Annotated in this window: 19 protein-coding genes; 10 read left to right on the top strand and 9 right to left on the bottom strand. The window is 63.1% G+C overall.

What is annotated here, in order from left to right; translation table 11 throughout:
* Nucleotides 1–3: 3 nt before the first annotated feature.
* A complete protein-coding gene (locus tag HNE_RS15405) occupies nucleotides 4–1,260 on the bottom strand; it encodes a multidrug effflux MFS transporter (RefSeq protein ID WP_193334333.1) in 1,257 nt (418 codons plus the stop codon).
* Nucleotides 1,261–1,447: 187 nt separating this feature from the next.
* Here HNE_RS15405 and HNE_RS15400 point away from each other — a divergent pair, with 187 nt between their 5' ends.
* On the top strand, nucleotides 1,448–3,031 hold the full coding sequence (locus tag HNE_RS15400) for a PQQ-dependent sugar dehydrogenase (protein WP_407637692.1): 1,584 nt from the start codon (nucleotides 1,448–1,450) through the stop codon (nucleotides 3,029–3,031).
* A 21-nt stretch (nucleotides 3,032–3,052) separates the two neighbouring features.
* Here the strand turns inward: HNE_RS15400 and HNE_RS15395 are convergent, their stop codons facing one another.
* The 5 genes from HNE_RS15395 to HNE_RS15375 all read right to left on the bottom strand — a co-directional run bounded on the left by HNE_RS15395 (nucleotide 3,053) and on the right by HNE_RS15375 (nucleotide 7,829).
* Nucleotides 3,053–3,625 (bottom strand): CC0125/CC1285 family lipoprotein, encoded by a 573-nt coding sequence (locus HNE_RS15395; RefSeq protein ID WP_011648083.1) that lies wholly within the window; start codon nucleotides 3,623–3,625, stop codon nucleotides 3,053–3,055.
* A 197-nt stretch (nucleotides 3,626–3,822) separates the two neighbouring features.
* Nucleotides 3,823–4,437, bottom strand: coding sequence for a glutathione S-transferase family protein (locus HNE_RS15390; protein WP_011648082.1), 615 nt, complete (start codon nucleotides 4,435–4,437; stop codon nucleotides 3,823–3,825).
* An 84-nt stretch (nucleotides 4,438–4,521) separates the two neighbouring features.
* On the bottom strand, nucleotides 4,522–5,952 hold the full coding sequence (locus tag HNE_RS15385) for an aldehyde dehydrogenase family protein (RefSeq protein WP_011648081.1): 1,431 nt from the start codon (nucleotides 5,950–5,952) through the stop codon (nucleotides 4,522–4,524).
* Between the two features lie 120 nt (nucleotides 5,953–6,072).
* Nucleotides 6,073–6,276, bottom strand: coding sequence for a lipoprotein (locus tag HNE_RS15380; RefSeq protein WP_011648080.1), 204 nt, complete (start codon nucleotides 6,274–6,276; stop codon nucleotides 6,073–6,075).
* Nucleotides 6,273–7,829: a helicase HerA-like domain-containing protein gene (locus HNE_RS15375; protein WP_011648079.1), complete on the bottom strand. Its 1,557-nt coding sequence runs from the start codon at nucleotides 7,827–7,829 to the stop codon at nucleotides 6,273–6,275. Before HNE_RS15375 ends, HNE_RS15380 begins: the two co-directional genes overlap by 4 nt.
* 148 nt (nucleotides 7,830–7,977) lie before the next feature.
* Here HNE_RS15375 and HNE_RS15370 point away from each other — a divergent pair, with 148 nt between their 5' ends.
* The 5 genes from HNE_RS15370 to mtgA all read left to right on the top strand — a co-directional run bounded on the left by HNE_RS15370 (nucleotide 7,978) and on the right by mtgA (nucleotide 17,160).
* Entirely contained in the window at nucleotides 7,978–9,066 is a 1,089-nt protein-coding gene (locus HNE_RS15370; protein ID WP_011648078.1) for an AI-2E family transporter, read from the top strand.
* A 374-nt stretch (nucleotides 9,067–9,440) separates the two neighbouring features.
* On the top strand, nucleotides 9,441–14,165 hold the full coding sequence (locus HNE_RS15365) for an NAD-glutamate dehydrogenase (protein WP_011648077.1): 4,725 nt from the start codon (nucleotides 9,441–9,443) through the stop codon (nucleotides 14,163–14,165).
* Nucleotides 14,166–14,232: 67 nt separating this feature from the next.
* On the top strand, nucleotides 14,233–14,910 hold the full coding sequence (locus tag HNE_RS15360; RefSeq protein WP_011648076.1) for a glutathione S-transferase family protein: 678 nt from the start codon (nucleotides 14,233–14,235) through the stop codon (nucleotides 14,908–14,910).
* On the top strand, nucleotides 14,891–16,018 hold the full coding sequence (gene queG, locus HNE_RS15355) for a tRNA epoxyqueuosine(34) reductase QueG (RefSeq protein ID WP_011648075.1): 1,128 nt from the start codon (nucleotides 14,891–14,893) through the stop codon (nucleotides 16,016–16,018). The genes HNE_RS15360 and queG overlap by 20 nt, the downstream gene beginning before the upstream one ends.
* The gene (gene mtgA, locus HNE_RS15350; protein ID WP_233351927.1) at nucleotides 16,015–17,160 is read left to right on the top strand and encodes a monofunctional biosynthetic peptidoglycan transglycosylase; all 1,146 of its coding nucleotides are present in this window, start codon (nucleotides 16,015–16,017) and stop codon (nucleotides 17,158–17,160) included. The genes queG and mtgA overlap by 4 nt, the downstream gene beginning before the upstream one ends.
* A gap of 258 nt (nucleotides 17,161–17,418) precedes the next feature.
* Here the strand turns inward: mtgA and HNE_RS15345 are convergent, their stop codons facing one another.
* On the bottom strand, nucleotides 17,419–18,357 hold the full coding sequence (locus HNE_RS15345; RefSeq protein WP_011647315.1) for an IS110-like element ISHne5 family transposase: 939 nt from the start codon (nucleotides 18,355–18,357) through the stop codon (nucleotides 17,419–17,421).
* 350 nt (nucleotides 18,358–18,707) lie between these two features.
* Between HNE_RS15345 and HNE_RS15340 the strand changes: the two genes are divergently transcribed.
* Entirely contained in the window at nucleotides 18,708–19,085 is a 378-nt protein-coding gene (locus tag HNE_RS15340; protein WP_011648073.1) for a hypothetical protein, read from the top strand.
* An 83-nt stretch (nucleotides 19,086–19,168) separates the two neighbouring features.
* On the opposite strand, the gene HNE_RS15335 is transcribed toward HNE_RS15340, so the two are convergent.
* On the bottom strand, nucleotides 19,169–20,086 hold the full coding sequence (locus HNE_RS15335) for an SDR family NAD(P)-dependent oxidoreductase (protein WP_011648072.1): 918 nt from the start codon (nucleotides 20,084–20,086) through the stop codon (nucleotides 19,169–19,171).
* A 113-nt stretch (nucleotides 20,087–20,199) separates the two neighbouring features.
* Here HNE_RS15335 and HNE_RS15330 point away from each other — a divergent pair, with 113 nt between their 5' ends.
* The 3 genes from HNE_RS15330 to HNE_RS15320 are packed head-to-tail and all read left to right on the top strand — an operon-like array spanning nucleotide 20,200 to nucleotide 21,724.
* The gene (locus HNE_RS15330; protein WP_035591457.1) at nucleotides 20,200–20,850 is read left to right on the top strand and encodes an HAD-IA family hydrolase; all 651 of its coding nucleotides are present in this window, start codon (nucleotides 20,200–20,202) and stop codon (nucleotides 20,848–20,850) included.
* Complete coding sequence (locus HNE_RS15325; protein WP_011648070.1) at nucleotides 20,837–21,430, top strand: hypothetical protein; 594 nt, start codon at nucleotides 20,837–20,839, stop codon at nucleotides 21,428–21,430. The genes HNE_RS15330 and HNE_RS15325 overlap by 14 nt, the downstream gene beginning before the upstream one ends.
* A gap of 3 nt (nucleotides 21,431–21,433) precedes the next feature.
* Nucleotides 21,434–21,724, top strand: coding sequence for a 4a-hydroxytetrahydrobiopterin dehydratase (locus HNE_RS15320; protein WP_011648069.1), 291 nt, complete (start codon nucleotides 21,434–21,436; stop codon nucleotides 21,722–21,724).
* 3 nt (nucleotides 21,725–21,727) lie between these two features.
* On the opposite strand, the gene HNE_RS15315 is transcribed toward HNE_RS15320, so the two are convergent.
* A complete protein-coding gene (locus HNE_RS15315; protein WP_011648068.1) occupies nucleotides 21,728–23,269 on the bottom strand; it encodes a carbon-nitrogen hydrolase family protein in 1,542 nt (513 codons plus the stop codon).
* Between the last annotated feature and the right edge of the window lie 29 nt (nucleotides 23,270–23,298).

Genomic DNA, 23,298 nt, shown 5'->3' with positions numbered 1-23,298 from the left:
CCCTCAATGGCGGCTGAACAGGCGGCCCTTTTCCGTCACCAGGATCACCACCAGCGAAGCGGCGCCGAGGATCACGAAGCCGAGCGTGAGCGGAACGGTCGTGCCGTTAAACTGCGAGCCGATGATCATGCCGATGATGCTGGAGATCATGGTGGTGGCAAAACCATACGCGGCGGACGCCGTGCCCGCGATCTTACCCAGTGGCTCCATGGCCAGCGCCGAGAAATTTGACCCCATCATGCCGAAACAGGCAAAGCCCAGCGCAAACAGCGGGAAGAATACGGCCAGGTTTTCGCCCCAGGCCAGCGTAGCCAGGGTGAGCACCAGAGAGGACAGCATGAAGGTGAGAAGCGCGATATGGCTGATACGGCGCATACCGACTTTCTCGACAAGGCGCGAGTTGGCAAAGTTCGATACGGCCAACGCGGCGGCAATGCCGGCAAACCAGTAGGCGAAGGTGTCGCCCTGATCGAACACGTCACGGAACACCTGTTCGGACGAGGCGATGAACGCAAACAGCGAGCCGAAGACGAGGCCAGAGGCCAGCATGTAACCAAAGCTCACCCGCGTGCGGATGACCTGAAGATACGCTGTCATGACGCTGCCGATCTCCAGAGACCGGCGGGCCTCCTTCGGCAGGCTTTCGGGCAGGCGGAACCAGGTCCAGCCCAGCATCAGCGCGCCCCAGACGGCGAGCACGACAAAGATGCCTTCCCAGGGCGCCACATAGAGAATGATCTGGCCGATGGTCGGGGCGATGATCGGCACGATCATGAAGATGGTCATCACCAGCGACATGAAGCTCGCCATGCTGCGCCCGGCGAACAGGTCGCGCACCACGGCGGAGGCGACTGTGCGGGCGCCCGAAGAGAACACTCCTTGCAGGAAGCGCGCGGCGAGCAAGGCCCAGAAGCTGTGCGCCATGATGCAGAGGAGGGCTGTCAGCACATAGCCGATCAGGCCGATGAACAGCGGCGCGCGCCGGCCGAACCGGTCGGTGATCGGTCCCCAGATCAGCTGGGGGGCGCCGAAGCCGAGCACATAGGCAAAGATGATCAGCTGCTGGCGGTTCTGGTCGCCGCCTTCGGCGGTGAGGCCGGTGTCGCGCGCGATGGCGCTGAGCGCGGGCAGCATGATGTCGATGGCGATCGCATTGAGCGCCATCAGGCCGGCGACGATGGCCACGAATTCGACTTTACGCATGCCTGTCGGCTGGGGCGCGTGAAGGCCGTCGGCCTTGCCCGCTTCACTTCCGTCCATGGGTCCGGTCTTTCCAGTTTCCGGCGAGCGCCAGGATGAAAGCCAGACTGCCCGTCAACAATCGGGCCTTTTGGACCCATCTTTCCCGCTTGGCCAGAGTACCAGCCGACAAATTCGTGTGGCCGGATAATATCCTTGCCAAAAGTACACTTAGGGCCGCTTGAATGGAGTGGTAAGGATTCCCGCCATGAAAACAACGATGTTTCCCGCCCCGCGCTGGACCGCCCTTGCGGCTGCCAGCATTTTTGCACTTCAGGCATGCGGCGGCGGGGGCAGCTCAGGCCCCGCCCCATCCCCGCCGCCTCCGCCCCCACCGCCTCCGGGAAACCAGGCGCCGGTGATCAGCTCACCCAGTTCGGTGAACATCACGGAAGGTGTGACCGGGACGGTCTACACCCTCTCGGCCACCGATCCGGACGGCGACACACTTACGCGGGAGCTGCTGTCCAGCGGCGATGCCGGTGTGTTCAGCTTCAATGCGGCAACGGGCGTTCTCTCGCTCGGCACGGCGCTTGATTTTGACGCGCCCCAGGATGCAAACGGTGACAATATCTACGAGGTCACCTTCCGCGTCAGTGATGGCAATGGCGGGCAGGTGACCCGAACAGTGCAGATCCGCGTGCAGGACGCAGGCGGCGCAGCCGGCATGGCGCTGGCGCGGGTTGGAACCGGCTTTTCACTGCCGCTGTTCCTGGAAGGCATTCCGGGTACGGACCGGGTCGTGGTTCTGGAGAAGGGCGGGCGCGCCCGTGTGCTCAACCCCGACAGCGGCGCCATCGAAGGCGTGGACTTCATTGACCTTACCGGGGATGTTGCGACTGCGGGCGAGCAGGGCCTTGTCGGCATCGCCTTCTCTCCGAATTTCACGACAGACCGCACGGTTTTCGTGAACCTGACGAATAATTCGGGAAACACCGAAATCCGCAAGTATCAGACCTACACTTCCAATCGGCTGCAGCTTGATCCGGCGACCCAGGATGTCATCCTGACGATCAATCAGGTCGATGAGTTCCACAATGGCGGCTGGCTCGGCTTCGGCAATGACGGGATGCTGTATCTGGCGACTGGCGATGGCGGCGGCAATGACCCGAACGCGGATCAGAATGGACAGGATACCGGCACGCTGCTCGGAAAGATCCTCCGGATTGATCCGTTCGGCGCCGATGCTTACCCGGCTGACAACAACCGCGACTACGCCATCCCGGCGGGCAACGCCTTTCCGGGCGGGGCGGGCGGAGAGGCCGAGATTTTTGCCGTCGGCCTGCGCAATCCCTGGCGGTCGAGCTTTGATGCCCAGACCGGCGACCTGTTCATTGCAGATGTCGGGCAGGGCGCCATCGAGGAAATCAACCGGATGCGGCCGGGCGATGCCGGCGCCAATTATGGCTGGGCGCAGCGCGAAGGCACGCAAGCCTATGATGGCCCGGACTCGCCGGACTACACGCCCCCCGTTGCCGAGTACGGCCATGGCGGCGGCCCGACACAGGGCAACTCCATCACCGGCGGCTATGTCTATCGGGGCAATATTGCCCCGATCCGGAACCATTACGTGTTTGCCGATTTCGAGAGCTCGAATGTGTGGTCGGTGCCGGTCTCGTCGCTGGTTGTCGGCAGCACCCTGCCGTCCAGCCAGTTCAACCGGCTGAACGACGATCTTGTGCCCGACGCAGGCACGCTCGAGCAGATTTCCAGCTTTGGCGTGGACAATAGCGGCCAGCTTTACATCGTATCGCTTGGCGGCAGCATCTTCCGGATCGAGGGCGCCCCATAAGGCGCCCTCTGGTTCAGGAGATCAGGGCGCGGTGCGCTGGATCTGACCGGCCAGATTGAAGATCACCTGATCGGCATCGAAATAGGCCACGTCATCCGGCTTCTCGCCCTTGCCCATGACAACTTCGGCGCTGGCGATATAGCTCGTCTGTTCACGGTAGCTGACCGGGCCATCCCAGAAGGGATCATAGAAGCTGTGCCGGCCATAGCGCACGCTGCGATACGGGTCGTAGAAGTAGGATGAGCGCGGCCCGAAATACCGATAGCTGAGCGGGAAATGGCTGTAATAGGGCGAATAGCTGGCGCCCGACGGAATGACCCGCGTGTTGGCGTCAGTATCCCGGCGAACAACCCGGAAATTGTCATATCCGTTCTGCTTGGTCAGCTCGGCCGCCCGGAACAGAAGGTAGGTTTCCACCGTCTTGCGGTCGGTGAGCGAGTTGCCCGAGAACTCCACTTGGAAGCGGTTGTCCTCGATCTTCATTTCCGAAAAGCCGCGATCCGAAGGGGTCGCAGGCTGATAGGGGGTGGCTGTGGCACACGCCGCCGTAAAGGCGAGCGCGGCAATGGCAGCCGTTAGGCTAAGGCGTTTCATGGCGACGGCCTCCAGGGTTTCTAAGCACTATATAGTGTGACTCCGCGAAGATGAACGCCACCCAACACGCAAGTTCACAACAACGTGAGACCGGGCCGATCACCGGATCACGGCATGGGCAATGAAAAGGGCAGGGTGGCCATAGGCACAGCCGAACACCGACCAATGTCCCGACATGCCGATTCAGTTCAGTTTGTTCAAACCCCTACGGCCAGCATCGCCTGATAGGCAGACCTGGCGGTCACGCGGTCCAGCCATGCCTTCGTGGCCGGCCGGTTGCCGAGCCCGCCCTGCGCGTCGGTCAACACAATCTGGAAGCCCATCAGGCAGTCCGCCGCCGTGAATGTGTCCCCGGCAAAATAGGCATGCTTCGACAGGTGCGCTTCGATATGCGCGGCGACCTTTTCGCGCTCGCCGGCGATCATTTGCGCCACCGGACCGTCCGTGATTCCGGCCATGCCAGTATAGAGCGTCAGCAGCCCGGGCAGAAACACGGCGCCCTCGGACGAGTGGATCCATTCGAGGTAGCGCGGAAAATCCGGAGAGTCCGGCTTTGGGTGCAGCTTGTGGGCGGTGTCGAACTTCGCCAGCAGGTATTCTGCAATCGCCCCGGTCTCGGCAATCACAACATTCCCGTCTTCCAGAAGCGGCGACTTGCCGAGCGGATGGATCTTTTTCAGGTCCGGCGGCGCGAGCCGCGTTGTCTCGCTGCGTTTGTGGTGGACAATCTCGTGCGGCACGCCGAGCTCGAGGAGGAGCCAGACGATGCGCTGCGAGCGCGAGGCGTTGAGATGGTGCAGTTTGACGGCCATCGGGGGTTTCCTCTTTATCCGGAAAAAAAAGAAGCGGCAGCTTTATAAGGCTGCCGCTTCGGTCATCTTGCTGCCAAGCGATGCTTACGCCGCGTTGTAGCCGATCACGGCTTTCACTTCGAGGAACTCCTCGAAGCCATGCTCGCCCCATTCGCGGCCATTGCCCGACTGGCCGTAGCCACCGAAGGGCGCGGAGAAGTCAGGCCGCGCGCCGTTGACGAGGATCTGGCCAGCGCGGATGCGGTTGGCAACCTGGTTGGCTTCTTTGTCCGGACCCTGAACATAGCCGGCGAGGCCATAAACAGTGTCGTTGGCCATCGCTACGGCGTCGTCCACGGTGTCGTAAGGGATCATGACGAGGACCGGCCCGAAGATTTCTTCGCGCGCGATGGTCATCTCGTTGGTGACGTTGGCAAACACGGTCGGGCGGGCGAAGTAGCCCTTGTTGAAGCCTTCAGGGCGGCCAGGGCCACCGGCGACGAGGGTTGCGCCCTCTTCGATGCCCTTCTGGATGAGGTCCTGAACCTTCTGATACTGGTTGCCGTTCGAGATCGGGCCGATGGCGCCGGGTGCGGCATCTGCCGGGTTGCCGACCTTCACGGCTTCAGCGGTTGCCTTGGCAATTGCGATGGCCTGCTCCTGCTGGTCCTTCTGCACGAACATGCGCGAAGGCGCGTTACAGCTCTGGCCCGAATTGGTCATCATGTTCATGATGCCGCTGGAAACCGCTTTCTGGAGATCGGCCGTAGGCAGAACAATGTTCGGGCTCTTGCCGCCAAGTTCCTGGGCAACGCGTTTGACGGTCGGCGCAGCGGCCTGGGCCACCAGAACGCCGGCGCGGGTCGAACCGGTGAAGCTCACCATATCGACATCGGGGTGGGACGACATGGCCGAACCAACGCCGGGGCCATCGCCATTGACGAGGTTGAACACGCCTTTTGGCACGCCGGCTTCATGCAGCACTTCAGCGAAGATCATCGCGTCGAGCGGCGCAATTTCGGAAGGCTTCAGCACCATGGTGCAGCCCGCAGCAATCGCAGGCGCCACTTTACAGGCGATCTGGTTCAGCGGCCAGTTCCAGGGCGTGATGAACGCGCAGACGCCGATTGGCTCTTTGCGCAGAAGGGTGGTGCCCTTCACTTCTTCCCATTTGTACTCGCGCAGGATGCCGGCAGTGGTCGCAAAGTGGCCAAGGCCCGAAGGCACCTGGGCGGCGTTGGCCAGCCACATCGGGGCGCCCATCTCTTCCGAGATCGCTTTGGCCAGGTCAGGCATTCGCTTCTGGAGGCCGGCCGTGATCTTGTCGAGCAGGTCGGCGCGGTATTCCACGCTGGTCTGCGAGAAGCTCGGGAAGGCGCGCTTGGCAGCGGCGACGGCCTTGTCCACATCGGCCGACGAGCCGATGGAGATGACGGCAAAGTTCTCTTCCGTCGCGGGGTTTTCAACTTCCAGCGTGCGCGGCGTTACCGGGTCGACCCATTCGCCGTCGATGTAGAATTTGAGGAATTGTTGCATGGGCCAGGGCCTCCCTTAGAGCGCGTCTTAATTGGACATCTCCTTTACTATAGGAGACCCGGACACGTTTCGCCACTCCTGACGCGGGGGGAGGGGAGATTGGCTGAAAGCCTGTCAGAACTAGCGTTTTGGCTTTGTCCATCCACGGCCGGCCATACAGATAACGTAGTTGACCTGGCCCCCATAGCTGATCTGCTGGCAGGCCGTATGGGCGACGGCGAAGGATTGCGCGCCGGGGCTGCTCGTCCAGCCCTTGTTGGGGCCGCTGCTGGCGCAGGCGGTCAGCAAAAGCGCGGCTGCGAGGGGCATCACGATCTGTTTCATTTCTTCATATTCCCGAAGATGCCGCGCAGGATATATCGGGTGACTTCCCGGCTGATCGTGGTTGCGGCGGTGTTGGTGGCGCGTTCGGTCGGCGACATCCGTCGCGAACGGGTCGTGGTGCGGCCTTTGGCTGGCGCCTTTGCCTTGGCCTTCGCTTTGGCGGCGGCTTCCTTTTCCTTCTCCGCTTCCAGGCGCGCCTTCTCGGCGAGCTTTGCGGCATCGGCTTCCTTTTTGGTCAGGATTTCATAGGCCGATTCCCGGTCGACCATCTTGTCATACTGGCCAAGGACAGGGCTTGCCTTGAGGATCTCGGCGCGTTCGGCATCGGTCACCGGTCCAAGACGCGAGGCGGGCGGGCGGATCAGCGTGCGCTGCACGACCGATGGTGTGCCTTTGGGGTCCAGGGTCGAGACCAGCGCTTCCCCCACGCCCAGCTCGGTGATCACCGTTTCGGTCTTGAAGCCAGGATTGGGGCGGAAGGAGGCGGCCGCAGATTTCACCGCCTTCTGCTCCATTGGCGTATAGGCGCGCAGCGCGTGCTGAATGCGGTTGCCGAGCTGGGCCAGCACGCTCTCGGGCACGTCCCGCGGGTTCTGGGTCACAAAATAGACGCCGACCCCTTTGGAGCGGATCAGGCGCACCACCTGTTCGATCTTCTGCAACAGGGCAGGCGGCGTGTCGTTGAACAGAAGGTGGGCTTCATCAAAGAAGAAGACCAGGCGCGGTTTCTCCGGGTCACCGATCTCGGGCAGCTGCTCGAACAGCTCCGAAAGCAGCCAAAGCAGGAAGGTGGAATAGAGCTTCGGGCTGTTGATCAGTTTGGTCGCGTCGAGAATGTTCACATAGCCACGCCCGTCCGTCGTCGTGCGCATGAAGTCAGACAGCTGCAATGCCGGTTCACCGAAGAAGGCTTCAGCGCCCGCCCGCTCCAGCACCAGCAATTCGCGCTGCACGGCGGCCAGGGAGGCTGGCGCGACATTGCCGTATTTGCGGCTCACCTCTTCGCGAACCCCCGGCTCCCCCAGATGTGCGAGCAGCTTGCGCAGGTCTTTGAGGTCCAGGATCAGGAAGTCGGGATTATCCACGCAGTGATCATCCGCATACTGAAAGGCAATGTTGAGAATGCCTTCCTGCACATCGGTCAGCCCCATCAGGCTGGAGAGCAGGACCGGCCCCATCTCGGCGATGGTGGTGCGCACGGGGTGGCCCTTTTCGCCGAACACATCCCAGAAGATCACCGGCGCGGCGCTGTAGGTCAGCGGTCCCATCGCGATGCTTTCCGCGCGGCTGGTAAAGCTGCCATGGGCTTTGTGGGTGTCCGTGCCGGGGAAGGCGATGCCGGAAAGGTCGCCTTTCACATCGGCGGCAAATACCGGAACGCCCGCATCGGCAAAGGCCTGCGCCATGACCTGCAGGGTCACCGTCTTGCCGGTGCCTGTGGCGCCCGCAACAATGCCGTGCCGGTTGGCCGCTTTCAGCAACAATGCCTGGGCGTCATCGGGTGTCCCGGAGCCATCGGCGTCCGCGCCGCCCAGGAAAATCGTCGTGCTCATGCGGCCACCCCTTGCTGATGCAGTCTCAAATCAGGGCAGAGGCTAGTCATTCCGGCAATTTGAGCAAGTCAAGGCGCGCAGGTTTCTCCCCGCTTGACGGGTGTGAGGCGGGGCCGCACTGATGGGAAAGGGTCAATCGGAGCAATACATGGGCAGCGCCACCAAGTCCGGCATCTGGATTATCGCGACCGGCGTTATCATCGCGCTGCTCTATTTCGGCCGTGAAATCCTCGCCACTTTCGCCATGGCGGTATTCCTGTTCCTCATCATTGAGGGCTTCGGCACCGTCATCAACAATGCCTCGCGCACCATCCATATCGGCCCCGCCAGAATACTGGCCGTGTTGCTCGTAGTCGGCGGCTTTGTCGGTTTCATCGCGCTGATGGCAGACGGGGTCGCGGAGTTTGGCCGCGATGGCAGCGAGTATGAGGAGAAGATCAACGCCCTGATCGCCGATGTCTATCGCCTCGCAGGCCTGAAGGACGCGCCAACGCTGACCCAGCTGGCCTTCGATGAAGGCGGCCAGCGCTTCTTCGCCAACATTGCCAATTCCGTCCGCGGCCTCTCTGGCGACATTGTGCTGATCCTGATCTATGTCGCCTTCCTCTTCACCGCCCAGTCAATGTGGACGCAGAAGCTCGACAATATTTTCCCGGAGGCAGACCGGCGGGAAATGGTCCGCCGCATCGGCAATGATGCGCGCCTCGCCATCGAGAAATATCTGTGGACGCAGACGGTGATCTCGGCGCTGATCACGCTGCTTTCCTACATCTCGCTTTTGGCACTGGGCGTGCAAAATGCCCTGTTCCTGTCAGCCGTCATATTCGTGCTGAACTACATCCCGACGGTCGGCTCAATTGTCGCAGCTCTGGTCCCGCCGCTGTTCGCCCTGGTACAGCCGGTGATCCCCGGCTGGGTGCCCGCGCTCGCACTCGACGAATCCTATGTCTACGCTGTCATCGTGTTCGCGATTGTCAGCTTCTGGCAGTTCTCGATCGGCAATTTCATCCAGCCCCGGATGATGGGGGATTCGCTGAATCTCTCGGCACTTGTGGTCCTTCTGGCCCTGGCGATCTGGGGCGTGCTGTGGGGAATCCCCGGCATGTTCCTGTCGGCGCCGCTGACGGTCCTGATGATGATCCTGTTCGCCCAGTCGCCTCATACGCGATGGATCGCCATCCTGCTTTCGGCTGATGGAAAACCCCAGGTCCGTGCCGCTGCCGAAACCGCGGGTTGACTGTGCGGAAGACTAGTCAGCCCGCCATTGAAATGTTACATCATGAACGGGTTGAGGCTGTGGGTTAGCGATTCTGGCTTTCCTTACTACCGAAAATTAACGTTTGTGGCGGCGGAATGTAGTTGATTTGCCGACACCGCAAACAACATATGACAAAATCAGGCATCCGCGTGCGTCCCCCCACCCAGCCTGCGGATCTTGCCTGTAGGGCCCGCCGGACATGTCCCCGTCTGGCGGGCCCGCTCGCACTCGGTGCCCCTTTTCTGACTCTCTGAAACGCGTGCAACTGTTTCGATTGAAACATGTTTCTTGAAGCCTTCCCTTAGGGCGGCTAGACCCGGCTCCTGCCCGTTTTTCGTGCGAGAGTTGTTCCCATGCCCCAATCCAGCACTGCCCCAGGACCTGCCAGCCAGGTGCTTGACCAGGTTCTCCAGGAAGCTGCGCGGGAGGATGTCTCCGGCCTGTCCGAAGCCGACATCCGCGCGCTTGCCCAAAAGCTGTGGGACTGGGCTGAAACCGTGCCGGCCGGCCAACGAGCCGTTCACGTTTCCGTGAAGGCGGAAGGTGCCAGCGGCACGCTCCCGCGCAGCCTCCTTCAGGTGACCGGGCCGGACATGCCGTTCCTCGTCGATTCGCTGCTGGGCGAGTGCGCTGCGCAGGGCCATGAGGTCAAAACGCTGTTCCACCCCGTCGTGACGATGGCAGACGGCCGGATGGTCTCGGCTATCCAGGTTCACACCGCGCTGCTCACCCATGATGAAGCCGCCATGCTGGAAGAGGGCGTGCGTGCCACGCTGGCTGACGTTGAGCGCGCGGTGGCTGACCACGCCGCCATGCGCGCCCGCATGCGCACCGAGATGAAGCGCATCTCCGGCCTCAATCTTCTTCAGTCTGCGGAGCGTGATGAAGCCGTCGCCTTCCTCGAATGGCTTTCGCGGGAGCATTTCGTCTTCCTCGGCGCGCGCGAGTATGACTTTGAAACCGATGCGGAAGGCCGGGTCGTGCCCGCAGAGCCGCTGATGGTCGAGGGCTCCAATCTCGGCATCCTGCGTGACGAGACGCTCAACGTCCTCAGCCGCGACAGCGAGCCGCTGATGCTGACCCGCGAGATCGGCGATTTCCTCCAGTCGCCCGTGCCGCTGATCATTGCCAAGTCGACGCTGCCGAGCCGCGTGCACCGCCGTGTGCAATGCGACTATATCGGCGTGAAGAAATACGACGCCGAAGGCCGGGTGAATGGCGAGGTCCGCTTCCTCGGCCTCTTCACCGCCGAAGCCTATGACGAGACCGCGCGGTCCATTCCCTTCGTCCGCCGCCGCGTCCAGAAGATCATGATGGCTTCGGGCGCCGCCCCCGGCGGCCACACCGAAAAGGCTCTCGCCAACCTGATCGAGACCTGGCCGCGCGACGAGCTGTTCCAGACCCGCTCCACCGTGCTTGGCCCTATGATCATGGGCGCGCTGCATCTGATCGGCCGCCCGCGCACGCGCGCTTTCCTGCGCCGGGATGAGTTTGACCGGTTTGTCACCGCCCTCGTCTTCGTCCCGCGCGAATCCTATGACACCGCCCTGCGCCAGCGCATCGGCGCGCTGCTCACGCAGGCCTATCAGGGCGATCTGAAAAGCTTCCAGCCCTATTTCGACTCCGGCCCGCTGGCGCGCGTGCATTTCGAGATTGCGCTGCACCCGGATCATCCCGAACCCGACCCCGCCGATCTGGAGGCGCGCATCATCGAGCTGGCGCGCACCTGGGACCAGGGTTTCCGCGACCTTCTGATGAGTTCGGGCCTTTCCGGCCAGGCAAGGGAAGGGGGCCGCGCCTTCATCGGCGCCTTCAACGCCGCTTACCGCGAGGCGTTCTCGCCGGACGAGGCGATGACCGATGTCACCTGCATGGCCGAGCTGAGCGCTGGCCAGCCGATCGTTGCCCGCGCTTACAGGCTGGCGGCAGACGGTCCTTCCAGGGTGCGGGTCAAGATCTACGCCCGCACCGGCTCCATCGCGCTGTCTGACTGTGTACCTGTCTTCGAGAATCTCGGCCTCTTCGTCGATTTTGAAACCGGCTATCCCGTCCGTCCCCTGACCAAGCCTGTGGCAGACGCGCCAGATGTCTATTGGGTCCATTCCCTCTATATGCAGACGGCCAACGGTTCGCCGCTGAACCTCGCCGATATTGCGCATGATTTCGAGCAGGCATTCCTGGCGGTCTGGAGCGGTCATGCAGAGAATGACGGTTTCAACAAGCTCGTCCTGGCCGCCAGTGCCACCTGGCGGGAAGCCGCCCTGATCCGCGCGCTCGCCGCCTATCGCCGTCAAAGCGGCATGGACCAGCCTCAGGAAATTCAGGAAGCCGCGCTCGCGGCATATCCTGCCGTCACGCGCCTGCTGCTGGAGCTGTTTGCAACCCGCCTCGACCCGCAGGCCCACAAGACGCTCGACGCCCGCCGCAAGGCCCAGGCCGCAATCGTGGCGCGGTTTGAAGAAGAGATGAAAACGGTCGTCAGCCTGGCCGACGATGTCGTGCTGCGCCGGCTGTTCCATCTTGTCGAAGCCCTTCAGCGCACGAACTTCTATCAGGAAGACGAAGACGGCGCCCTGCGCCCCTTCATCAGCTTCAAGGTTGCCAGCCGCGAACTGGCAGACCTGCCTGAGCCCAAACCCTTCCGTGAAATCTACATGCACAGCCCGAAGGTGGAAGGTGTTCACCTCCGCTTCGGCCCGGTTGCGCGCGGCGGCCTGCGCTGGTCGGATCGTCCCTCGGATTATCGCACCGAAGTGCTCGGCCTGGTGAAAGCCCAACAGGTGAAGAATGCCGTCATCGTGCCGGTTGGCTCGAAAGGCGGCTTCTACCCCAAACAGCTGGCCGACCGGTCAGACCGCGACGCCTGGTTTGAAAGCGGGCGCGATGCCTACAAGCAGTTCATCACATCGCTTCTGGGCATCACCGACAACATCGTGCACGGAAAGATCACGCATCCCGCCAATACGGTGATCTGGGACGGGGAGGACCCCTATCTCGTGGTTGCCGCAGACAAAGGCACCGCGACATTCTCCGACACCGCCAACGCCATCAGCCTGGAAAAAGGCCACTGGCTGGGGGATGCTTTCGCCTCGGGCGGCTCGGCGGGCTACGACCACAAGAAGATGGGCATTACCGCGCGCGGCGCGTGGGAAGCGGTCAAACGCCACTTCCGCGAAATGGGCCGCGACATCCAGACAGAGCCCTTCACCGTGATCGGTGTGGGCGACATGTCGGGAGATGTGTTCGGCAATGGCATGCTGCTCTCGCCGGAAATCCGTCTCGTGGCGGCGTTCAACCATATGCACATCTTCCTCGATCCCAATCCGGGCGACGCGAAGAAAAACCTCGCCGAGCGCGAGCGCATGTTTGCCCTCCCGCGTTCCAGCTGGGCCGACTACAACACAAAGCTCATCTCCAAAGGCGGCGGGATTTTCGAGCGCGCCGCCAAATCGATCACGCTGACGCCGGAGATCAAATCCCTCGCGGGCATCGGCAAGGATGTCGTCACGCCTGATGAACTTCTCAACGCCCTGCTCAAGGCAGAAGCCGACCTGCTCTGGTTTGGCGGCATCGGCACCTATGTGAAGGCCGCCCACGAAACCAACGCAGATGTCGGCGACCGCGCCAATGACGGCCTGCGCGTCAATGGACGGGATCTGAAAGCCAAGGTCATCGGGGAGGGCGCTAATCTCGGCATGACCCAGGCGGCACGGATCGAGTTCGCCCTCGCCGGCGGGCGCCTCAATACCGACGCCATCGACAATTCGGCCGGCGTGGATTCCTCCGACCACGAAGTGAATATCAAGATCCTTGCCGCCGAAGCCATCCGCCTCGGCGCGCTGACGGAGACCACGCGCAATCCCATCCTGGCGCAGATGACCGATGACGTGGCCCGCCTCGTCCTCACCCACAATTACGATCAGACCAATGCGCTGAGCATCGCGGAGGCCACCGCCAGCGACGACCATGAAGCCCTTGAACGGCTGATGGTCTATCTGGAAGAACGCGGCGTGCTCAACCGCCCGCTCGAAGGCCTCCCTTCGACGCAGGAGATGCAGGCGCGCGCCGCTGAAGGCCGCGCCCTGACACGGCCTGAACTCGCCGTCCTGCTGGCCTGGTCCAAGATTGTCCTCTTCGACGACCTTGTCGCGTCCGATCTGCCCGACGACCCGCTTTTCATGGATGTCCTGAAAGGTTACTTCCCGAGCCCGATTGACGGGTTCGATGAGGCCCTCGCCAATCACCGCCTGCGCCGCGAGATCATCTCCACGGTGATCGCCAACCGCAGTCTCGATCTGGGCGGTCCCGTTGCGGTCCTGCGCCTGCGGGAGCTGACCGGGGCGGCGCCCGCCCTCGTCATCCGCGGCCTCGAAGCGGCCCGCGCGGTGCTCGACATTGCCGGCTTCCGCAGGGAAGTCTTCGCCCTGGACAATAAGGTCGCCGCAGACCTGCAGACAGAGCTGCATCTGGAAGCGGTCAATGCCGTCAGCGAGGCGGCCGCCTGGTTCATCCGTACCCTGCCGGAAAAATCTGCTGGGGAAGCCGTCGCGCTCACGCATGGCCCCCTCAACGAACTCAAAGCCGCCCTCGGCGACATTCAGACCGCTTACCCTGCCTCGCGCATCGAGCGGTCGGCCCGCGCCTTCATGAAGCGCGGCGCGCCCGAAGCGCTCGCCCGCTGGGCCGGCGCGATGAGCTATTTCGCTCAAGGCCTGGTTGTCACCGACATCGCATCGCGCACGGGCCGCAAGGTCACCGATGCGGGCGCCACCTTCTATCAGGCGGGCGACGCCCTGCGGCTCGACCGTCTGCGCACCTCCGCGCGCGAAGGCCTCGTCCGCGCGCCCTACTGGGACAGGGTCGCCGGCCGCCGTCTGATTTCAGAGCTTGTGCGCCTGCAGGCCAGCGTCGCTGAGGAAGCCCTCAGCGCGGGCGGCCTGGAGCCCTGGCTCGAGGGACGCACCGATGCCCGCAAGCAGCTCCTCGCGACCCTCGGCGCGCTCAGCAAGGACCGCGACTGGTCCTTCGCCAAGTTCGCCCTATCGACCGACGCCGTGCGACAATTCATGGGTCGTTAGCAAAAAAGCCGGAGGAAACCGCACGGGGTCCACAGAACGTTTACGCATGTTATCCACAGTATAATTCATGCTGCGACTGTATCACTGGCCCCTCGATCCTGCTGGCCGCATGGTCCGCCTCGTCCTTGCCGAAAAAGGCGAGCCCTTCGAGGCCGTGTCCTCCCGTCCCTGGGCGCCGGAACTGGAGATCGCCTCGATCGCGCCCGGCGCGGTGGCCCCGGCCTTGGTGTCTACACACGGCACCACGCCGCGTTTTGCCGCCAGCGGCACGCGCGCCATCTGTGAGCATCTCGAAGAAATCCGCCCGGTCCCGTCGCTGCTCCCGGATGACCCAACCGAACGCGCCGAGGCCCGCCGCCTCTGGTCATGGGTCGAGGCGGGCATGGAGGAAGTCACCGACACCCTCCTGTCGGAACGTGTCATCCAGTGGACGCACCGTGGCCGTCAGCCTGATTCGGAGAAGCTGCGCCGCGGGGCCCATGCTCTGCGTGGCCGGCTCACCTTCCTCAATGCCCTCGCCGAGCAGCGCGGCAACCTCGCCGGCCGCCACCTTTCGCTGGCAGACTTCGCCGCCGCCGCCCATCTCTCCGCCTACGACTATTTCGGCGATGTGCAGTGGGAAGCCGTGCCAGACCTCAAAGCCTGGTATATGCGGATAAAGTCGCGTCCGAGTTTCCGGCCGATCCTTGCTGACCGCCTGGAGGCTGCCCGTCCCGTATCCTATTATGCAGAGCTCGATTTCTGACCCCGCAGCCCGGCTAAAAGAACGGGCCCTCGCCCTCGGCTTTGACGCCGCCGGCATCGCGCGCGCCGATGAGGCATGGCCTGCCGCCGAGCGCCTGAAAGCCTTCGTCGAGCTTGGCCGCCATGGCGATATGGCCTGGATGGAAACAACGCTCGCCCGTCGCGCCGCCCCCACCGCCATGTGGCCAGAGGCCCGCTCCGCCCTCGTCGTCGCCATGAATTACGGGCCGGACCACAACCCCCTCGATACGCTCGCCCAGCGCCAGACGGGAAACATCTCCGTCTACGCCCGGGGAAGGGACTATCACGACCTCATCAAGTCCCGCCTCAAACAGCTCGCTGGCGAAGTAGCCCAGATCACCGGCGCAGACGTCAAAGTCTTCGTCGACACCGCCCCCCTGATGGAAAAGCCCCTCGCCCAGAAGGCCGGCCTCGGCTGGCAGGGCCGCCACACAAACCTCGTCAGCCGCGATCTCGGCTCCTGGTTCTTCCTCGGCACGGTCCTCACCAGCGCCGCGCTGACGCCAGACGCGCCCGAGCCCGACCATTGCGGCTCCTGCCGCGCCTGCCTCGACATCTGCCCCACAAACGCCTTCCCCGCGCCCTACCAGCTCGATGCCCGCCGCTGCATCTCTTACCTCACCATCGAGTCTGCTGGCCCGATCCCCGCCGAGTTCCGCCCCGCCATGGGCAACCGCATCTATGGCTGCGATGATTGCCTCGCCGCCTGTCCCTGGAACAAGTTTGCCAGCAGCGCGTCCGAGGCCGCCCTCTTCGCCCGCGCGGAGCTTAAAGGCCCCGGCCTCGATGAACTCGCTGCCCTCGATGACGCCGCCTTCCGCGATGTCTTCTCCGGCTCCCCGGTCAAGCGCTCAGGGAGAGACCGGTTCGTGCGCAATGTCGCCATCGCTATCGGAAATTCCGGCGAGCCGCGCCTTGCCGCCAGCCTGTTGCCGCTGCTGCAGGACCCCGCCCCGATTGTGCGCGGGGCGGCCATCTGGGCGCTCGCCCGCCTTGATCCTGCCCGCTTTGCAGAGGAAAAGGCGCGCCTCCGGCCGTCAGAGCATGATATGTCGGTACAGGCAGAATGGGACGAGAGACCGGCATGAGTGATGGCATGAGCGACGGCATGAACTCCTCCGCCCCCGCCTACCGCGAGGGCCCCCCGCCACCCCCGCCGGCAAAGCCCAAAGCCCCGCTCTGGCGCCGTATCCTCGTCGGCATTGTGCTGGCCGGTATCGGCCTCTTCCTGCTCTTCCATCTCTACGCCCTCATCCTGCGCTTCGCGCCCATCCCCGGCACGATCCTGATGACGCAGCGCGGCTTCCAGGGCGAAGACGTTCAGCGCGACTGGGTGTCCCTTGATGAAATCTCCCCGCGCCTCGTCTACGCGGTCATCGCCGCCGAAGACGCCAAATTCTGCACCCATGGCGGCATCGACTGGGAAGCGATTGAGGCCGCCCGCGAATGGAACGCCAAAAATCCAGACCGCAGCCGCCGCGGCGGCTCCACCATCAGTCAACAAACCGCCAAGAACGTCTTCTTCTGGAATGGCGGCGGCATGCCCCGCAAGGCCGGCGAAGCCTGGATGACCTATGTGATCGAAACGGTCTGGGGCAAACGCCGCATCATGGAAGCCTATCTCAACGTCGCCGAATGGGGCGACGGCCTCTTTGGCGCCGAGGCCGCTGCGCAGGAACGGTTCGGCAAATCGGCGGCTGACCTCACAGAACGCGAAGCGGCGCTGCTCGCCGCCGTTCTTCCGTCCCCGAACAAATGGCGCGCCGTCAATCCCGGCCCGTACGTTCAACGCCGCGCTGGCTCCATCCAGGGCCGCATGCGCGTCGTGGCAAATGAAGGCTACGCGGCCTGCGTCTTCGGCGGCGAAGCGCCCAAGCCGCCCCCGCGCGAAACCCCCAAAGGCGAAACACCTAAACCCGCCCCTGTCTTCGAAGAGCTGCCCGAAGCCCCCGAAACCGGCGAAGAAGCCCTCGGCGCATCTGAAGCAGAAGAGGCGCCTCGCAACGCGAACGATGAACTCAACGACCTCCTGAACTCGGCCGATGAGACCTTCGCCAACCCTCCGGCGACAGACGGCGAACCTGCACCCGAGGCCCCGGCCGAAGCTCCGGCTGAAATCACCGAAGAGCCCGTCGCCGAGCCCGAGCCGCTCCCGGAACCCGAACCCACCGACCCACCCGCCGAAGACCCGGCCCCCACCGGCCCCACAGAACTCCGCCCGCCCGAATAGGCCGGCGGCTGACCGCAACTGTCCCGATCTGTCCCGAAGTGTCCCAATCTGTCCCGGAGTGTCCCGGATCTGTCCCGAAGTGTCCGGCGCTGACCATTGGAGTCCCGTTGGAGTTTTTCTGGAGTTTTCCGGCAAAAACTCCAACGGCGCGCCCGTGCCATTCCAAATCCTTCGTCCTCGTCACACTCGATGCGCAACGCGCATCTGAGTGCCCATCTCCCTACCTCTCGAAGGGCTCATCCTGAGTATCCGTGTTGGTCAATTGGGTTTTGGTGTCCATTTCCGATTTTCTCGGATGAGTGTGTTTGCGAGGATGATAAGCTTTCGCATGATGGCGGTGAGGGCAAGTTTTGGCGGCTTTCCCCGGCCGGTAAGATGCCTGTAGGTATGATTGAGGTCGGGGTTGAACCGGGCGGCGGCGAGGGCTGGCATATAGAGTGAACGCCGGACATGGGCGCGGCCGCCCTGCACGAACGCCTTGCCGGTCCACTTGCCTGACTGGCGGGTTCGCGGCGCGGTTCCCGAGAGGGCGCTGGCGGCTGGGTTACCGAGGTCGCCCAGCTCCGGCATGCCGGTCAGGAGGGCAAAGGCAGAGCGTTCGGCGATACCGGGGATCGAGATGAGGATGTCCCGCTTGCGGGCAAGCTCGGGGTCAGCCTCGATGAGCGCCTGCATGGCCTGCTCGATCTGTGTGATCTGGCGGTCAATGGCTGCCAGCCTCTGGCGCAACTGGCGTTTCAAAAGCGGCAGGGTGAGCGTTCCGGCGCGGTTCTTCGCCGCCGTCCTGTCCTTGACGAGGGCCGCTCGCATCATGTGCAACTCTTTGAGATCACTCGCTGTTTTTGACGGCGCGGCGCGCGCGGCTGGCTCCAGAACAGCCCCCATCCGGGCCAGCATGGCGGCGTCGATCCGGTCAGTCTTGGCGCTCTGGCCAATTGCCTCTGCAAACCTCCGGGCCCGGGCCGGATTGACCTTGCACAGAGCAAGGCCTGCCTCGCCCATCGCGCGCTCAAAGGCTCGGTGGTAGGCTCCGCTTGCCTCAAAGACGAGGCGGGCGACCGGCCGGCCCGCGACCCAGCCGAGGACCGTGCGATAGCCGGCGGCATCGTTTGTGAACTGACGGTGCAACCCGTCAGGATGAAGGTGGACATCAAGAGTGTCTTTTGAAACATCCACGCCGATGGTAATCAGTGTCATCTTTCCTGCCTCTGCTTGTCATGCGGGCCTCAAAGCCCCTGTATCCGTTCAGGCCGATGGGAAAGACGAGGGCGACCTCACTCAGGAACGGCGCCCAGGCGCCTGCGAAGTCACGGTCCCACCCTCGCCGCTGACGGGAGCGGTAACTCCCGTCAGCGGTTCCAGTCTGACCAGATCAGACGCAAATGCCATAAGACAAGCGAAGTCGAAGGACGAGCCGGGGCGCGCCCTCCTGAACCAAGGGACAAACACCGCCCTATCCACCCCCGAAAGCCCACACCCTCACCACAACACACCCTAAAATCCCCCATCCAATCCGCCCCCTCCACGCGTCCGCTATTCTCGCGCCCATGCACTTCGCCCTCACCACCCCGCTCCCCGGCCTCAGCCTCATTCAGCGCCTCCTCTGGCCGCTGATCTTCGTGCAGCTGATTGCCCTGCGCGACTGGGTCCGGGCCCATTACGGCCGGGGCGTGCCTTACTGGATCACCATTTCGAAGTTCGGCCGCGTCCGCCTGCGTCATCTGCCTGCGGACTTTGGCAACAGCCAGGCCGCGCCCGTCACCTACGAAACCTTCGGCCACACCTATTCCGCCGGGCTCACCCGCGCGCTTCTGGCCGCCACCTTCACCGAAGAAGAAACCCCGCCCGCGCTGCTCCCGGCGCCCGCCGCCGCTATGCCCCAAAAGCAATCGGGGCAGGCCGCAGCCCACCCCGATACGTCTTGAAGCAATTTTCCGTCCCCGGATCACCGGGGAGAGAGGTTTTCGCCGGACAGCCCAAGGGCTGCGCCGGCCAAAACTGCTGCCGATCAGATCGGCTCGTAAGGAAACACGCTCGCCGTCGCCCCCAGATCGGTAAAGTCCGGGCTCATCGCCGGGAAGGCCTGGCTGATCAGGCTTTCGGGGTTCCACCCCTCCATCCGCGCCAGCGATTTCACCGGGCGGGGCTGGTCGAAGAGGATCACTTCATTGCCGCGCACGCCGAAAATCTGACCCGAGACGTTGGACGACTGATCCGAGCAGAGCGCCACGGCCAGCTGCGCCACCTGATCGGCGCGCATGCCGTTCTTCATCCGCTCAACCCGCTGGGCGCTGGCTTCATCCTTCACCGGGATCGAGGCAATCATCCGCGTCCAGGCAAACGGCGCAATCACGTTGGAGCGGATGTTTTTCGCCGCCCCTTCCATCGCCAGAATGCGGGAAAGGCCAACAATGCCGAGCTTGGCGGCGGCATAGTTTGCCTGGCCGATATTGCCGATCAGGCCGGAGGTGGAGGTGAAGAACACGTAAGAGCCGCGCTCGCTCTCGCGGAAATATTCAACCGCCGCGCGGCCGACATTGTAGGAGCCATGCAGGTGAACATCGATCACGGCTTTCCAGTCGGCTTCGCTCATCTTGTGGAACATGCCGTCACGCAGGATGCCGGCCGGGTTGATGATCGAATCGAGGCGGCCGAACGTGTCGAGCGCCTGGGTCACCATATTGGCGACGGCGCTGTATTCGGTCACGCTTTCGGAGTTGGAGGCCGCTTCCCCGCCTGCGGCGCGGATTTCCGCTGCGACCGCCTCTGCCGGGCCTGCATCGCCCTCGTCGCCGCCTTTCAGGCCGCCGCCGAGATCGTTGACCAGCACTTTGGCGCCTTCGCGCGCGGCCAGAAGCGCTGTTTCCTTGCCGATGCCGTTGCCGCCGCCTGTAACCAGAACGACCTTCCCGTCGAGAACACCCATGACTTCCTCCTTATTGGTTCGGGCGGGACACTACCGGCCAGAAGCGGGCCCGCAAGGGGCGGGGAGAAAATCAAGGTTTGAAATACCGCGCAGGCCGGGCTAGCAAGCCGGTCATGACACGTACCTTTCAGGCAGTAATCTGGGACTTTGGCGGGGTATTCACCTCCTCGCCGTTCGAGGCATTCAACCGGTATGAGGCCGAAAAGGGCCTGCCCACCGACTTCATCCGCTCGGTCAACGCGGTCAATCCGCTGGAAAACGCCTGGGCCAAGCTCGAGCGCAGCCTTGTCGGCGCCGAGGAATTCGATGGCCTCTTCCGGGCAGAAGCCCAGTCGATGGGCCATGATGTGCCCGGCAAGGACATCCTCGGGCTTCTCTCCGGCCATCTGCGCCCGCGGGTCGTCAATGCGCTCAAAGTCTGCAAGGGCCATGGCAAGGTCGGCTGCATCACCAACAACGCCCCCATCGGCAAGGGCGCCTCGATGACGCACGATGATGAGAAGGCCGCCCAGCTCGCCGAAGTGTTCGCCCAGTTCGATCACCTGATCGAAAGCTCGAAACTCGGCATCCGCAAGCCGGACCCGCGCATCTACGCGCTGATGTGCGAAGCCCTCGATGTAGACCCGAAGAATTGCGTCTATCTCGATGATCTCGGGATCAATCTGAAGCCGGCCCGCGAAATGGGCATGGCGACCATCAAGGTGACCAGCGAAGACCAATTGCTGGCCGATCTGGAAGCCATCACCGGCTATGCGGTGCGCTAGCTTCACGCTCGCCCTTCTGATGGGAATGCTGGCGGCCTGCTCGCAGGCTGAACCCGCCAATGTGCCCGTCGCTGGCCCGCCTTCGCCGCCCGAATCCCTCACCCGCCCGCCCCAGCCGCCCGAACCGGTGGAGCTGACCGAAGACGCGGAAAAGATGAAAGCCGCCATCCTGCGCGAAGCCGAACGCGGCGCCCTGCGCAGCCTCGGCCGCCTCGCCAGCCAGCAGGAAGGCTTCATCTCCAATATCGGAGGCCAGGATCATTACGAGTTCTGGGATCTGCTCCGCAGAACCGGCGTCGATCCCAACCGCAAGATCCGCGACCTGTTTGAAGGCCCGCCGGGCAAACGCGAGATTGACGGCGAAACCTGGTTTGTCTGGCCCGACATTGCCGCCAAGGACGCACGCGATCTGATCCCCGAGAAGCTGACTTTCGTAGAACGCCGCCGCTTGCGCGAACTGATCGGTGAAGATGGCATCGCCCGCATCCGCGCCGGTGAAGGCTATCCGGGCATGCGCACAGCCATATCGGCCGACGGCCGTTGGGTATATTTCGTACTCGGCCAGGATGGAGAGGAATAAGACATGTCAAAGATTGGTGCAGACGCAGCCGTCAAGGCCCTGAAGGGCTGGAAGATCGCCGAGGGCGAGCGCGACGCGATTGAGAAAGCCTATCGCTTTGCTGACTTCAAGACGGCGTTCGCGTTCATGTCGGCCACCGCTCTGAAGGCCGAGCAGATGGACCACCATCCCGAATGGTTCAACGTCTATAACAAGGTCGACGTGACCCTCACCACGCATGACGCCGACGGCGTCACGCAGAAGGATCTCGAACTGGCCGGCTTCATGGACCAGCTCGCCGCAAAGCTTGGCTGAGCCTTACTTCCAGACCACCCGGTAGAGATCAAACCGCCGGTCTTTCAGGTTCTGCACGGCGCCCGATTGGCGCGCCGTCAGCAGGTCTGAAAGGGAAAGGTCGGCAATCGCAACCGTCTCCGTATTGGGGGCGGCATCAGCGGCAATCCCGTCACGCGAGAAGGGGAAGTCCGAAGGTGTCAGGATACAGCTCTCGGCATAGTGGATGTCCATATTCTCGACATTCGGCAGATTGCCGACCACGCCCGACATGACGACATAACACTGGTTCTCCACGGCCCGCGCCTGGCTGCAATAGCGTACACGGAGGTATCCGCGGCGCTCATCGGTGCAGAAGGGCACGAACAGGATCAGCGCGCCCTGATCGACAAGGTGGCGGGCGATTTCGGGGAATTCGGAATCGTAGCAGATCATCACACCGATCGGGCCGCAATCTGTGTGGATGACGGAGTTGCCTTCGCCGCCCTTGATATTCCACCAGCTGCGCTCGGATGGCGTCGGGTGAAGCTTCTGCTGCGTGTGCACCGACCCATCGCGCAGGAAGATGTAAGCAACATTGTGAATGTCGCCATCCTCCATGCGGGAGGGGTGAGAGCCGCCGATAATGTTGATGTTATAGGAGACGGCCAGGCGCTCCATGAAGGCAATGAAGCGGGGCGTATATTCGGATATGCGCGCGATCGCATCTGCCGGCCCCAGCGGCTTGCCTTCCAGAGAAAGCAGTTGCAGCGTGAACAGTTCCGGGAAGGCCACAAAGTCTGCACGGTAGTCGGAGGCAATATCGACGAAATACTCCACCTGCTGCTCGAATTCATCAATCGCGTTGATGCGGCGCATCTGGAACTGAACGGTCGCCACGCGGACCCGTTCGGGCAGGGAGGTATCGCCCAGGCTTGGCTTGGCCTTGATCGTTTCCTGTTCCAGCGGATTGCGCCAGAACATCTGGGTCGCATGACCGCAGGATTCCAGATCTTCCGGCATGTAGTTCTTCAGCACGCCGACAACTTCAAATCCCTGGCGCAGCTGGAAGCTGAGCACCGGATCGCGCAACTTGGACGCCTGGACCGCCTCAATATAGTCAGCCGGGTTTGGAAATTCCTTCTGGTGGCGCTGATAGCCGGGCATGCGCCCACCGAATACGATGCCTTTCAGCTCCAGCCACTGGCAGAGATCCTGGCGGACCTTGTAGAAGCGCTGGCCGATGCGCAGCCGCCGGAATTCGGAATCGACGATGACATCCATGCCATAGAGCATGTCGCCTTCGGGATCGTGCCGGGCGGCAAACCCGCCGCCGGTGATCTCGTTCCAGGTGTGCTGGGAGAGCGCCGTGCCGGAGTTGATCACGAAAGTCACGCAATGGCCGACGATCTGGCCTTCAAATTCCGCAACGAACTGGCCGTCAGGGAATTTGTTGATCTGCCCGGCGATCTGATCAACCGTGTAGCCGTCCGCCACGCCGTAAACCTTCTCATAAAGCGGGCGGATGGCCGCAATATCCTTTGGCTTGGCATTGCGGATGACGAGTTTGGTGCGTGTGGCAGTCATGGTTTCTCCGATGAACGTCCTGGCGACCT

Origin of the sequence: Hyphomonas neptunium ATCC 15444 (assembly GCF_000013025.1) — a bacterium.
Lineage (GTDB): Bacteria > Pseudomonadota > Alphaproteobacteria > Caulobacterales > Hyphomonadaceae > Hyphomonas > Hyphomonas neptunia.
This window is presented reverse-complemented; position numbering and strand designations above follow the sequence as displayed.

Excerpts from the sequence above, each read along its gene's own strand:
- HNE_RS15315 (WP_011648068.1), bottom strand. The coding sequence starts at position 23,269 with ATGACTGCCACACGCACCAAACTCGTCATCCGCAATGCCAAGCCAAAG.
- HNE_RS15345 (WP_011647315.1), bottom strand. The coding sequence starts at position 18,357 with ATGACACTGATTACCATCGGCGTGGATGTTTCAAAAGACACTCTTGAT.
- HNE_RS15375 (WP_011648079.1), bottom strand. The coding sequence starts at position 7,829 with ATGAGCACGACGATTTTCCTGGGCGGCGCGGACGCCGATGGCTCCGGG.
- HNE_RS15325 (WP_011648070.1), top strand. The coding sequence starts at position 20,837 with ATGCGGTGCGCTAGCTTCACGCTCGCCCTTCTGATGGGAATGCTGGCG.
- queG (WP_011648075.1), top strand. The coding sequence starts at position 14,891 with ATGCAGAGCTCGATTTCTGACCCCGCAGCCCGGCTAAAAGAACGGGCC.
- HNE_RS15330 (WP_035591457.1), top strand. The coding sequence starts at position 20,200 with ATGACACGTACCTTTCAGGCAGTAATCTGGGACTTTGGCGGGGTATTC.
- HNE_RS15320 (WP_011648069.1), top strand. The coding sequence starts at position 21,434 with ATGTCAAAGATTGGTGCAGACGCAGCCGTCAAGGCCCTGAAGGGCTGG.
- HNE_RS15380 (WP_011648080.1), bottom strand. The coding sequence starts at position 6,276 with ATGAAACAGATCGTGATGCCCCTCGCAGCCGCGCTTTTGCTGACCGCC.
- HNE_RS15365 (WP_011648077.1), top strand. The coding sequence starts at position 9,441 with ATGCCCCAATCCAGCACTGCCCCAGGACCTGCCAGCCAGGTGCTTGAC.
- HNE_RS15400 (WP_407637692.1), top strand. The coding sequence starts at position 1,448 with ATGAAAACAACGATGTTTCCCGCCCCGCGCTGGACCGCCCTTGCGGCT.
- HNE_RS15395 (WP_011648083.1), bottom strand. The coding sequence starts at position 3,625 with ATGAAACGCCTTAGCCTAACGGCTGCCATTGCCGCGCTCGCCTTTACG.
- HNE_RS15360 (WP_011648076.1), top strand. The coding sequence starts at position 14,233 with ATGCTGCGACTGTATCACTGGCCCCTCGATCCTGCTGGCCGCATGGTC.
- mtgA (WP_233351927.1), top strand. The coding sequence starts at position 16,015 with ATGAGTGATGGCATGAGCGACGGCATGAACTCCTCCGCCCCCGCCTAC.
- HNE_RS15370 (WP_011648078.1), top strand. The coding sequence starts at position 7,978 with ATGGGCAGCGCCACCAAGTCCGGCATCTGGATTATCGCGACCGGCGTT.
- HNE_RS15385 (WP_011648081.1), bottom strand. The coding sequence starts at position 5,952 with ATGCAACAATTCCTCAAATTCTACATCGACGGCGAATGGGTCGACCCG.
- HNE_RS15405 (WP_193334333.1), bottom strand. The coding sequence starts at position 1,260 with ATGGACGGAAGTGAAGCGGGCAAGGCCGACGGCCTTCACGCGCCCCAG.
- HNE_RS15390 (WP_011648082.1), bottom strand. The coding sequence starts at position 4,437 with ATGGCCGTCAAACTGCACCATCTCAACGCCTCGCGCTCGCAGCGCATC.
- HNE_RS15335 (WP_011648072.1), bottom strand. The coding sequence starts at position 20,086 with ATGGGTGTTCTCGACGGGAAGGTCGTTCTGGTTACAGGCGGCGGCAAC.
- HNE_RS15340 (WP_011648073.1), top strand. The coding sequence starts at position 18,708 with ATGCACTTCGCCCTCACCACCCCGCTCCCCGGCCTCAGCCTCATTCAG.